Source organism: Pseudomonas sp. E1MeOHC2 (assembly GCF_058745025.1).
The window spans coordinates 137,807-149,066 of sequence record NZ_CP196675.1; the positions used below are offsets into that span (position 1 = coordinate 137,807).

Annotated in this window: 9 protein-coding genes; 2 read left to right on the forward strand and 7 right to left on the reverse strand. The window is 66.4% G+C overall.

What is annotated here, in order from left to right:
* Nucleotides 1-20: 20 nt before the first annotated feature.
* Nucleotides 21-1,109 (forward strand): LLM class flavin-dependent oxidoreductase, encoded by a 1,089-nt coding sequence (locus tag ACSSU5_RS00550; RefSeq protein ID WP_492560370.1) that lies wholly within the window; start codon nt 21-23, stop codon nt 1,107-1,109.
* Nucleotides 1,110-1,251: 142 nt separating this feature from the next.
* Here ACSSU5_RS00550 and ACSSU5_RS00555 read toward each other — a convergent pair whose 3' ends face one another.
* The 7 genes from ACSSU5_RS00555 to ACSSU5_RS00585 all read right to left on the reverse strand — a co-directional run bounded on the left by ACSSU5_RS00555 (nt 1,252) and on the right by ACSSU5_RS00585 (nt 9,587).
* Nucleotides 1,252-3,033: a dipeptide ABC transporter ATP-binding protein gene (locus tag ACSSU5_RS00555; RefSeq protein ID WP_492560371.1), complete on the reverse strand. Its 1,782-nt coding sequence runs from the start codon at nt 3,031-3,033 to the stop codon at nt 1,252-1,254.
* Nucleotides 3,030-3,857, reverse strand: a complete 828-nt coding sequence (locus ACSSU5_RS00560; protein WP_492560372.1) for an ABC transporter permease — start codon at nt 3,855-3,857, stop codon at nt 3,030-3,032. The genes ACSSU5_RS00555 and ACSSU5_RS00560 overlap by 4 nt, the downstream gene beginning before the upstream one ends.
* A complete protein-coding gene (locus ACSSU5_RS00565; RefSeq protein ID WP_264312757.1) occupies nt 3,850-4,929 on the reverse strand; it encodes an ABC transporter permease in 1,080 nt (359 codons plus the stop codon). The genes ACSSU5_RS00560 and ACSSU5_RS00565 overlap by 8 nt, the downstream gene beginning before the upstream one ends.
* Nucleotides 4,922-6,499 (reverse strand): ABC transporter substrate-binding protein, encoded by a 1,578-nt coding sequence (locus tag ACSSU5_RS00570; protein ID WP_264312756.1) that lies wholly within the window; start codon nt 6,497-6,499, stop codon nt 4,922-4,924. Before ACSSU5_RS00570 ends, ACSSU5_RS00565 begins: the two co-directional genes overlap by 8 nt.
* 10 nt (nt 6,500-6,509) lie before the next feature.
* Nucleotides 6,510-7,697 carry an LLM class flavin-dependent oxidoreductase gene (locus tag ACSSU5_RS00575; protein WP_492560373.1) on the reverse strand — a complete coding sequence of 396 codons (1,188 nt, stop codon included), beginning with the start codon at nt 7,695-7,697 and terminating at the stop codon, nt 6,510-6,512.
* 75 nt (nt 7,698-7,772) lie between these two features.
* The gene (locus ACSSU5_RS00580) at nt 7,773-8,504 is read right to left on the reverse strand and encodes a class II aldolase/adducin family protein (protein WP_264312754.1); all 732 of its coding nucleotides are present in this window, start codon (nt 8,502-8,504) and stop codon (nt 7,773-7,775) included.
* 27 nt (nt 8,505-8,531) lie between these two features.
* Nucleotides 8,532-9,587, reverse strand: a complete 1,056-nt coding sequence (locus ACSSU5_RS00585) for an ABC transporter substrate-binding protein (protein ID WP_264312753.1) — start codon at nt 9,585-9,587, stop codon at nt 8,532-8,534.
* A 379-nt stretch (nt 9,588-9,966) separates the two neighbouring features.
* Here ACSSU5_RS00585 and ACSSU5_RS00590 point away from each other — a divergent pair, with 379 nt between their 5' ends.
* Complete coding sequence (locus ACSSU5_RS00590; RefSeq protein ID WP_492560374.1) at nt 9,967-11,199, forward strand: acyl-CoA dehydrogenase family protein; 1,233 nt, start codon at nt 9,967-9,969, stop codon at nt 11,197-11,199.
* Nucleotides 11,200-11,260: the final 61 nt, after the last annotated feature.

Below are 11,260 nucleotides of genomic sequence, written 5' to 3' on the forward strand. Positions count from 1 at the left end.
CAACGTAAAAGGCCATCGCCATGTCCATTGAATTCGTCGGTATGATCTTCCCCCGCCAGTGGTCCGAAACCCGCGGTGTACGTTCACCCGACTTCGACCTGCCGTTCATCCGCCACCACGCTCGCGCCCATGAGCATGCCGGTTTCGACCGGGTGTTGATCGCCAGCGGCCCAGGCAGTGCTGACAGCCTGCAGATTGCCGCCTACGCGGCCGCACACACCGAGCGCCTCGGTTTCATGATTGCCCACCGCCCGGCCCTGACTGCGCCGACGGTAGCCGCGCGGGCATTTGCCACCCTCGACCACACCACCGGCGGCGGGCGCATCCGCTTGCATGCGATCACTGGCATCACGGCCGAGCCACAAGAAGGCGACACCCTGCTGGACAAGACCGAGCGCTACCAGCGTGCCGACGAGTACCTGGACATTGTCCGGCGCACCTGGACTGCCGAGGAGCCGTTCGATTTCGAGGGCCGCTACTTCAACATCAAGGGCGCCTTCTCGCCAGTCAAGCCACTGCAGCAGCCGCATATCCCGATCTCCTTTGGCGGCTCGTCCGACATTGCCTACCAGATTGCCGTCAAGCATGCCGACCTGTATGCCCTGTGGGGTGAGCCGTTGAGTGGCGTTGCCGAGCAGATCGCCAAGCTCAAGGCGGCGGCCAGTGCCGCTGGCGTGGCGGCGCCACGGGTGAGCTTGTCGGTACGGCTGATCCTGGGTGCCACCGAGGACCTGGCCTGGCAGCGCGCTGAGCAGATCCTTGCGCAGATCAAGGCCAACCCCCAGTTTGCGGCGGACAGCCCCTGGCAGAAACGCATCAAGGGCACCGGCTCCGAGCGCCTGCTCGCCGCCGCCGCCCGTGCCGACCGGCATGACCGGGCGTTGTGGATGCCGACGGCGACGGCGGTGGGGGCTTATGGTGATACCACGGCGCTGGTGGGCACGCCGGAGACCGTGGCGCAGGCGTTGCTGGATTATGTCGATTTGGGGGTGAGCACGTTCCTCAACCGTGGGTATGACCCGCTGTACGACACGGTGGATTACGGGCGCTGGGTGATTCCGGCGGTGCGGGAGGAAGTGCGGCGGCGGCAGGCACGATTTGTCGGATAAGCGCACAAATCGGGCTCAGCGGGTAACCCTGTGGGAGCGGGTTTACCCGCGAAGAAATCAACGCGGTGTATGGCACCGGCTTCGCCGGTGTTCGCGGGGTGAACCCGCTCCCACAGGGTGGCCCTCATGAACCCTCAGGCCCTTACTCAGCTGACAGGCTAGGCGAATGCGCCACCAAGGTTCGGGTATAGGCATCGACCGGCCGGCCAAGCACCTGCTCGGCACTACCTTCTTCCACCACCCGCCCCTGGCGCAACACCAACACTCGATCGGCAATCGCCCGCACCACCCCCAAGTCATGGGTGACGAACAACACCGTCAGCCCGTCCCCCTGCAATCCCCGCAGCAATGCCAGGATCGACGCCTGCACCGACACATCCAGTGCCGAAGTAATCTCATCACAAACCAACAGCCGTGGCTCACAGATCAACGCCCGGGCAATCGCCACGCGCTGCCGTTCGCCGCCCGACAAGCTGTGCGGATACAGATCGGCCACACGCACCGGCAGCGACACCCGCTCCAGCACCGTCTCGACCCGGCGACGCGCCTCGTCGCCACGCACACCAAAAAAATGCGTCAGGGGCGCGCTGAGGGTTTGCGCGATCGTCTGACGTGGGTTCAATGCTCGGTAAGGGTTCTGGAACACGTACTGAATCTGGTGACGCAGCCGCGCATCCCGCTGACGCGCCGTGAACGCCAGCGGCTCGCCGCCGTAACGCAGTTGCCCCTGAACATTTTCGCCCAACCCGGCGATGGCTCTGGCCAGGCTGGTCTTGCCCGAACCCGACTCGCCCACCAGCGCCAGGCACTCGCCTTGCGCCACCCGCAGTGAGACATCGAACAGCACTTGGCGGTCGTAAGCCACGTCCAGCCCCTGAACCTCCAGCAACACCTCCGCGCTCGGGGTCGCAACAGCCTCGACAGCCCCTTCGCCGAGGGGCAGCGGCTCTCGGTGGGGCGCCAGGCACGCAATCTGGTGACGGCCATCGAGCGCCAGCAGCGAAGGCTCGATTACCGCACATTCGGCTCGTCGTCTGGCACAGCGGGGGGCGAAGGCGCAGCCCGCAGGTCGTTGCCCCGGCGCCGGCGCATGGCCGGCGATGGCCTGGAGCGGCTGGCGCCGGGCAATGTCGGGGATCGCCGCGAGCAAGGCGCGGGTGTAGGGATGCGCCGGGGCGCTGAACAGCGTCTCGCGCCCCGCCACTTCGACCAACCGGCCGGCATACATCACCATCACCCGGTCAACCAGGTCGCGCACCACGGCCAGGTCGTGCGTCACGTACAGCGCTGCCACGCCGTGGCCCCGGCACAGGTGTTTGAGGGTTTCCAGCACATGCGCCTGGGTGGTGACGTCAAGCGCAGTGGTGGGCTCGTCGAGCACAATCAGTTTCGGCCGTAGGACAAACGCCAGCGCCAGCATCACCCGTTGCTGCTGCCCTCCGGACAGTTGATGGGGGAAACGCCGCAGAAAGGCTGGGTCGTTCGGCAGGCCGACATCCACCAGGGTCTCATTGATGCGTTGCTGCAATGCATCAGCAGTCAGCTTCGGCTGATGTGCCAATACGGTTTCACGCAACAAGGCGCCTATGCGCAGAGCCGGGTTCAGCGCTGTGGCCGGGTCTTGGGCGACGTAGCCGACCAACCCGCCCCGCGCCAGGCGCAAGGCCTCGCCCTCAAGCTCCAGCACCGCCTGCCCGGCCACGGCAATGCGCCCGCCGGTAATCCGCGCCCCTTGCCGCGCATGGCACAACAAGGCCGTGGCCAGGGTGGTCTTGCCCGAACCGGACTCGCCCACCAACCCCACGATCTCGCCCGCTGCCAGGCTGAACGAGACATCGGCCAGCACATCGACCTGCCCGGCCAACTCCACCCGCAGGTCGCTGACCTGCAAGACGTCGCTGTCGATCTTCACTGCCGCTGTCATGGCTGCTTCTCCCCGATACGTGCACTGACCCGGCCAATACCTTCGGCCAGAATGTTGGTGCCATAGGCGAACACCGCAATCAGCAGCGCCGGTGCCAACACCGCCCAGGGCTGGACCAGCAAGCCGGCCTGATTTTCGTTGATCATCAGGCCCCAGTCGGCCGCAGGCGGTGCTACGCCATACCCCAGGAAGCTCAAGCCCGAGAGCATGCCCACCGCCCAGGTCAGCATGTTGCCGAAATGCACCAGCAGCGGCGTGAGGATGTTCGGCAGGATTTCCTTGAACAGGATGCGCCAGCGTGAGTAGCCCATCATCTGCGCCGCCTCGACGAACTCCTGGCCCGCTACCGCCACCGCGCTGCCACGCGCCAGGCGGATCACCCCAGGGGTGAAAGCGATGGCCACGGTCAACACGATCAGCCAGGGCGCACGGCCAAGCATAGAGACGATCAACAACACCAGGATCAGGTCCGGGAAGGCCAGCGAGACATCCGCAGCCCAGCTGATCGCCTGGTCCAGCCGGCGCCGCGAAAAGCCGGCCAACAGGCCCAGGCTACCGCCAAATAACAACGCCAGGGTGGCCGCCGCCACCGACATCCACAGTACCGACACACCGCCACTGAGCAGGCGTGACAGCAAATCGTGGCCAAGAAAATCATGCCCCAGCGGCGCACCGGCGGTCGGCGGGCCATACACCGGCCCGACCATGGCCGTCGGTGCATGGGGCGCGAGCCAGGGGCCAAGCACGGCCAGCAGCATCACCAGCACGGTAATCACGGCGCCGCGCCGCACCTGCGGGTCGGCCAGCCAGCGTGTGTCAGTCATGGGTCGCCTCCTGGGCAGGTGTGCTGCGTGCGCGTCGCCACCAGGGGCGGATGCCGCGGCGGTTGCGGCGGATCATCTTGACCCGGCGCGCGGTACGCAGTTTGGGGGTGAGCAGGACCGTGAGCAGATCGGCCAGCAGGTTGATCAGCACCACGGCCAGGGTGATGACCAGCACCACGCCCTGGATCATCGGCAGGTCGCGCATCTGGATCGCAGCATTGAGGGCGGTACCGATGCCGGGGTAGCTGAAAACCACCTCGGCCAGCAGTGCGCCGCCGACCAGCGTGCGCAGGGTCAGCGCCACGCCCTGGATCGCCGGGGTCAGGGCATTGGGCAAGGTGTGGTGCCAGACGATGCGCCGTTCGGGGATACCCCGCAGGCGTGCGGCCACCACATAATCGGACTCCAGCGCCTCGATCATCGAGGCGCGTACCATCCGCGTCAGGTACGGCAGCGCCGACAGGCTCAGGGCAACCACCGGTAGCACCAACGATGGCAGCTGCCGCCACAGCGGCAGTTGCGGGTCGAGGATCGACACCGCTGGCAGCCAGCCCATGCCGGGCATGGAAAACAGCAGCACCAGGCCGATGGCCAACAGGAAGCTTGGCGTAGCCTTCAACAGGATCAACGCCGACAGGCCCCAGCGGTCCAGCGGCCGGTCACGGCGCAGGGCCAGGCTCACGCCCAGGGTGAGTGCCAGCGGCACCACCAGCGCGAGTACGCCGGCCAGCAGCGCCAGGGTGTGGCCGAGCCGGCCAAACAGCAACGGTGCCACCGGCACCTGCGAGTCCAGCGAAATACCCAGGTCACCGCGCAGCGCTGCACCCAGCCAGCGCAGGTACTGCACCAGAATCGGCTGATCGAGGCCCAGCTGGCGCTGCAAGGTCACGATGCTTTCCAGGGGCGCATCGGGGCCAAGAATGACCCGCGCCGGGTCCGAAGGCAGCGCCTGGGTGGCGATGAACACCACCAGGCTGATCACCCAGGCGGTCAGCAGGCCGTAGCCGAGACGGCCGATGAACCAGGCCAGCCAAGCCGGGGTGCGCGGGGAACGGTGAGTGTGATCAGGCATGGTTCAACCAGAGTTCGTCGAAGCGCCAGGAGGCGAAGGTGGTCTGTTCGGGAGCAAGCCCGCCGACCTTGGCGGACGCCGCGTCGAGCACGTCCGAGAACCCCCAGATCAGCAGCCCGCCGCGTTCGTGCTGAATCACCTGGGCTTCATGCACCAGGGCTTTGCGCCGCTCAAGATCAGGTTGGGCCAGGGCCTGGCGGAACAGTTCGGTAAAGCGAGGGTCATGGAAGTTGCTGCGGTTGTAGATCGCCTGCGGGGCATCGTTGTGCAGCGCCGAGGCCAGGAAGCCCCGGGCCGGTGTCGAACCCGGTGACAGCTGCCACTGCTCGCGCTGTGGGCCGTTGAACACCGAGCCGTCAACCTGGTTGACCTTGACCTGCACCCCCGCCTTCTGCGCTTGCTGGGCGAATACCAAGGCCGCATTAACACCAGGGCCTGGTGTGGTGGTCAGCTCGACGCGCAGGTCGTCCTGCCCGGCCTGGCGCAGCAGTGAACGGGCCTGATCGAGGTCGTAGGGGCGTTGGGCGATCGCGTGGTTGTAGGTCGGGTCGTGTGGTGAGTACAGGTCGTTGGCAATGCGGCCGAAGCCATTGAGCCCGCGCGCCACCAGCTCCTGGCGGTCGGCGAGCAAGCGGAACGCCTGGCGCACACGCACGTCCTGGAACGGCGCCTTGGCCAGGTTCAGGTTGAAACCGGTGAACGAGGTGCTGGGCGAGGCGTACAGGCGCAGGCGCGGGTCGGCCTTGAGCAAGGCACTGTGCTCGGCCTGCACCCCACTCGCCACGTCGATCTGCCCCGCGCGCAAAGCCGCCGCACGCGAGACTTGGTCCTTGAACTCGATGATCTCCAGCTCATCCGCATAAGGGCGGTTGGGCTTGTAGTAGTTTTCGAAGCGGGTGTAGAGCGAGCGTTGGCCAGGGATGAAACTTTTGAGTTTGTAGGGCCCGGCGCCGACCGGGTTGGTCAGCGGATGGTAGTCGGTCGGCACGATGCCGCCAAAGCTGATCAGCGTTTCATCCAGCGGGTAGAAACTTTGCCCCTGCTTGAAGCGGATCTCGAGGGTGCGCGCGTCCAGCTTGCGCAGCGCCTGACGGTCGATGGCGCCGACCAGCCCGGCAAACGGCGAGGCCAACTGCGGGTCGGTCAGGCGCAGGATCGAGAACAGCATGTCGTCGGCGGTGATACTTTTGCCATGGTGAAACTCCAGCCCTGGCTTGATTCGGATGGTCCAGGCACTGGCATCGGCGTTCGGCTCGGCGAACTCGGCCAGGGCCAGGCGCGTGCTGACATCTGGGTTCCATTCCCAGAACTTGGCGTACAAGGCCCAACCGCGGATGATCCCCCCGCCCACCGGTTTGTGCGCATCGAGGTTGCCGGCCTGGTCACCGTCGATGATGCCCACGCGCAAACGCCCACCGCGTACCGGCGTGGCCGGCAATGCGACACCGCCAGCCGTGGCAGCTGGCGCGCCGCCGTCGCAGCCGCTGAGCAGCCCGCCACCGAGCAGCAGGCCGCCACCGACGGCCAGGCTGTTGCCGAGAAACACCCGGCGCGAAAACAGCTCACTCATCACCCTCTCCTTACGCCGGTTGCGCCACGGTCGGCTTGGCGCGGGCGCCCAGGCGCGGCACCTCGAACCCGTGATCCAGGTCGAGCAACGGGAACAGCAGATCGGCCACCCGGTGGGCTTCGTCGATCAGCGGGAAGCCCGACAGGATGAACGCCGAAGTGCCCTGAGCTTCGTATTCGCGAATGCGCTCGGCCACCTGTTCGGCGCTGCCGACCAGGTAAGTGCCAGCCGCCGGGCCGAGGATGTTGAAACCGAACAGGCTCGGGCCCAGCCAGACGTTGGGGTAGATCTCCAGCTCACGGGCGGTGGGCAGGCGCCCGGCGCGAATGCTGTCGAGGTTGCGCTGGATGCGCGGGTCATCGCTGACGTAGGTGTCCAGGGTCTGCCCCGCTGGCAGCTGGCGCTCGATGGCCCCCCGAGCGGTGGCCAGCGACGTGCGCTGCAGCAGGCGTTCGGCGTGGGCCCAGGCTTCTTCTTCAGTCTCGCGCACGATGACTTGCAGGCGCGTGCCATAGGTCAGCTCGCGGCCGATTTTTGCCGCTTCGGCGGCCACCCGGCGGAACTTGTCGCCGAGTTTTTGCGGGGTATCGGCAAAGCTTAAGTAGACGTCGAGCAACTGCACCGAATGGGCCACGCCGGGTGTCGAGGTGCCTGCGCCCCACAGCGGGATACCGGGCTTCTGCTTAGGCGGGTGCCAACCGCCCAAGGGGTGGCTGGCCGCCGTGGGCGACCGTGGCGAGAGTTTGACGTAACGACCGTCGTAGCCCGCCGTTTCGCCGGCGTAGAAGCCCTGGAACGCACGCCAGTATTCCAGGCTGAAGTCGTAGCGTTCATCGTGCGGGTAATGCACGCCCAGCGTGGCCAGGCCGGCGTCGTTGCCGTTGACCACATTGAACAGCAAGCGGCCGTTGGAGAACTGGTCGAAGGTCAGTGCCCACTTGGCCAGCACCGCAGGGGACAATTCGCCCGGGTGCTGGGCGACCAGAAAGCGCAGGCGCGACGTGGCGTCGATCAGGGCGGCCGACACGGCGAGGCTTTCGTTGGGGCTGGAGCCGAGCAGCGAGCCGTAGAAGCCCAGGCGATCGGCGGCGATCGCCAGTTGCTTGAGGTGCTCGAAGTCGGTTTTCCAGCGGCCTTCGGGCTCCCAGGGATAGGGGCCGTCGGGGGTGGTGAGGTACCAGAGGATTTTTACTGCCATGGGGGGATTCCTTGAGCTGGGTGAGGTGTTGCCCTTTAGGCCTCTGGGGCTGCTGCGCAGCCCCCAACTATCGAATCAGCTACGCCGATCAATGCCAGGTACCAGCCCCAGTTCGATAGCGCGCTCATACAACCCACTCATCTTCCACTGCTGCGTCAGCACCCCTGGCCCATAGGGCCGCGAACCGCCCAACGCGTCGGCCAACAGTTGAATCTGCGCGCCCTCTTCCAGCAACAGGATGAACTCGGCCGTCGCACGCAGCCCCTGCTTGCCCCAGACGGTGGACCCGCCATTGGCTTCAAGAATCGCCAGGTTGAACGGGTTTTCGGCAATCTTGTCGAGGATGAAGTCCACCTCGGCCTGGCGCCGGTCGATGTACACCGGCAGCTCCCGCGCCAGCTGATAGCGCTGCACCGGCACGTAGTGGAACGGCAAGGTACGGTGGGTCTGCGCCCAGGCGCCGAGGTACGGGCTGTGCACGTGCGAGATCGTGGTGATATCGGCGTGGGTCTGGAACAGCTTGGTGTAGCGGCCCAGGCCGCCTTTGCCCTTGCCGACGATGACGTTGCCGGAAAAGTCGGTCACGGTGGGTTGCAGCGGTTTGCGGTGGTTCCACGGGCCGCCGTAGTTCACCGACACCAGCAGCTCTTCACCGGGCACGCGCTCGATGAAGCCGACGGTGCCATTGGCGGTGATGGTGTTGGTCTCGCGGAACACGGTAAACGCGGCTTCGGCTTCGGCGACCACCTGGTCGATGAAGGCTTGCAGTTCGGCAGTGACGGGGCGTTCGTTGATCAGTACGGTCATGTTCAATCTCCGGGTGCGGATGCAAGGTCAGGCGCGGCGCTGGGCCAGCAGTTCATGGGCAGCCTGCAAAGGCCGTGGGTCGACCCAGTCGGCGATGCTGAAATCGGCTTCGAGGAAGCCATGCAGGTAGAGAAAATCCTTTTGCGTGCCGAGGAAGGCCAGGCGCTGCTCGGACAGGTCCGGCGCCAAGGTGGTGTGGAACGCACCTCGGTAGGCTTCGGCCACGCCCTGGCTACCGGCGCGGGTCTCGTCTTCGAGGAAGCTGTTGAGCGCATCGCGGTTGCCGGCCGCCCATTCGGCAGCGCGCAGGGTTTGGGCCAGGAAGCGCGCCACCAGCTCGAAATGATTGTCGAGCAGGCTCTGGTGCACGGTGATCGGCCTTGGCGTGCCGTTGTTGATGCGGTGGCGCGGGTCGGGCAGCAGGTCGAGGTCGACGCCCACCACCAGGCCCAGGCGCCGCGCCGCATCGGCAGCGGCCGCGCCCTTGACGTAGACGGCATCGACTTCGCCGCGCACCAGGTAGTCAAGGCCGGACCACAAACGCTGCAGGCCCAGTTGCGGGGTGGCGGCGCTGGCCTGGTCGAGCAGCGCCACTTCCACCAGTTGCACGTCGTCCAGGTGCAGGCCGGCCGAAGCCAGCGCGCCTTTGTAGCCGTGCAGGCTCATGGCGCGGGCGATGCTGCCGGGGCGGCTGTCGCCCCAGGCCGGCAGGGCCAGGCGTTTGCCGCGCAGGTCGGCAGCGCTGCGAATGCCTGCGTCCGGGCGCACCAGGATGGTTTGCCATTCTTCGATCCAGGTCAGGCCGATCAGCCGGCTTGGCGAGCCTGCGGCACGGGCGGCTAGGGCCGGTACGTTGCCGCCTTCGCGAAACAGCCCCGGCAGTTGGTGATCGTAGTGGTGATGGCCGAGTTGACGGGTTTCCTGCAGGGTCGAGACCGGCAGGCCATCGCGGGCGAATTCTTCATCCAGCCAGCCCAGCTTGTAGGCGATGCCCGAAGCGGTGGGTACCGGGCAGCGGGTAAACCAGATGCGCTCCAGGGCGGTGGGATCGTCTGTTGGCGTTGCGGCAGTAGCGAGTGTCATGGGGTGGCTCCTTGGGCGTCGTGAAAGCACCATTGCAGCGTGCGTGCCAACCGCTGGAGGCCTTGATTTACGGCGCTTTCGTAGTCGCCCGCAGGTGCTGGGTGCTGGGCACGGAGCAGGATTGCGTGCGAGGTGCTGCCAGATCAGCAGGCGGGCTGCTGCTGGGGCAGCACGTTCGGCGCAAAGCAGCGCAGCATGGGGCCTGGCGACTCATGGCAAAGAACTTGCTCAAGGCTGTGGGACCGCGGTGTAGCCATTCGCGGGCAAGCCCGCTCCCACAGGGCCTTTCACTGCCGTTGAAAACGGCACCGAACCGGTGGGAGCGGGCTTGCCCGCGAAGCAGGCGCACTGGCCCTTGAAGACCTTTGCGAGACGACCCATGAGCGCCATCGAACCCAGCCCCACCCACCGCCTGACCAGCGAAGCCGAAGCCATCGCCGCCGCCCGCAAGGTCGCCGCACAGATCGCCGTGCTCGCCGCCGACCCCGGCAACAACGGCCAGCTGCCACGCCGCCAAGCCGACCTGCTGTCGAGCAGCGGCCTCACCGCCATCGCTGTACCGGCCGAATTCGGCGGCCTCGGCGCCTCGGTGCAGACCATCGTCGAAACCGTGCGCCTGATCTCCACCGCCGATGGCGGCGTTGGCCAGTTGCTGCAAATTCACAACGTGATGCTGCGTGGCATCTACACCAGCTACGCCACCGAGGTGCGCGACCGCCTGATCGCCGACGTGCTGGCCGGCAAGCGCTTTGGCAATGCCCTGGCCGAAGTCGGCGGCAAGAACAAGTTCGCCCTGAAAACCCGGGTCGAGCGCCGCGCCGATGGCAAGCTGGTGCTCAATGGCAGCAAGTTCTACTCCACAGGCTCGTACCTCGCCGACTGGATCTCGCTGACGGCTGCCAGCGAAGACGGCGGTGTTGGTGTGCTGTTGCACCGTGACACGCCTGGGCTGACCCTGGTCGATGACTGGCAGGCCTTCGGCCAACAGAACTCGGTGAGTGGCACGGTGAACTTCGACGACATCGTGCTCGACGAGCGCTACCTGTCGCGGCGCAACGGACCGATGAAACGCACGGGGCTGACCTTCCCGCAGATTCTTCACGCTGCCATCGACACCGGCATCGCCGCCGGCGCCCTGCAGGCAGGTGTGGACTACCTGCGCGAGCATGCCCGGGCCTGGGTGGAAAGTGGCGTGGAGCGCGCCAGCGATGAGCCGCACGTGATTCGCCAGATTGGCGAGTACGCGGTGGCCCTGCGCGGTGCCGAGTCGGTACTGCGCGATGCCGCGCGGGTGTTCGATGCGCACGAAGGCGACCCGGAGGACAAAGCCCTGCAGGACGAACTGATTCTCTCGGTGGCCACCGCCCGCGCGCACTCCGATGCGGCGTCGCTGAAGATTTCCAGCGACCTGTTTTCGCTGCTCGGGGCCAGTGCCTCGTTGAGCAAGTGGAACCTCGACCGCTTCTGGCGCAACGCGCGGGTGCATACCACCCATGACCCCATTCGCTGGCGGCTGCACAACGTCGGCAACTACTACCTCAACGGCGCCGACCCAGGGGAGTACACCGCCGTGCTCAATGCCAAGGAAACCCAGGGCGCAACGCGCCGTTGAACCTAGTCCAGGGGCCGCTGCGCGGCCCATCGCAGGCAAGCCAGCTCCCACAAGTCTTACA

Coding starts and splice junctions, on each gene's coding strand:
- ACSSU5_RS00550 (WP_492560370.1), top strand. CDS start 21: ATGTCCATTGAATTCGTCGGTATGATCTTCCCCCGCCAGTGGTCCGAA.
- ACSSU5_RS00555 (WP_492560371.1), bottom strand. CDS start 3,033: ATGACAGCGGCAGTGAAGATCGACAGCGACGTCTTGCAGGTCAGCGAC.
- ACSSU5_RS00560 (WP_492560372.1), bottom strand. CDS start 3,857: ATGACTGACACACGCTGGCTGGCCGACCCGCAGGTGCGGCGCGGCGCC.
- ACSSU5_RS00565 (WP_264312757.1), bottom strand. CDS start 4,929: ATGCCTGATCACACTCACCGTTCCCCGCGCACCCCGGCTTGGCTGGCC.
- ACSSU5_RS00570 (WP_264312756.1), bottom strand. CDS start 6,499: ATGAGTGAGCTGTTTTCGCGCCGGGTGTTTCTCGGCAACAGCCTGGCC.
- ACSSU5_RS00575 (WP_492560373.1), bottom strand. CDS start 7,697: ATGGCAGTAAAAATCCTCTGGTACCTCACCACCCCCGACGGCCCCTAT.
- ACSSU5_RS00580 (WP_264312754.1), bottom strand. CDS start 8,504: ATGACCGTACTGATCAACGAACGCCCCGTCACTGCCGAACTGCAAGCC.
- ACSSU5_RS00585 (WP_264312753.1), bottom strand. CDS start 9,587: ATGACACTCGCTACTGCCGCAACGCCAACAGACGATCCCACCGCCCTG.
- ACSSU5_RS00590 (WP_492560374.1), top strand. CDS start 9,967: ATGAGCGCCATCGAACCCAGCCCCACCCACCGCCTGACCAGCGAAGCC.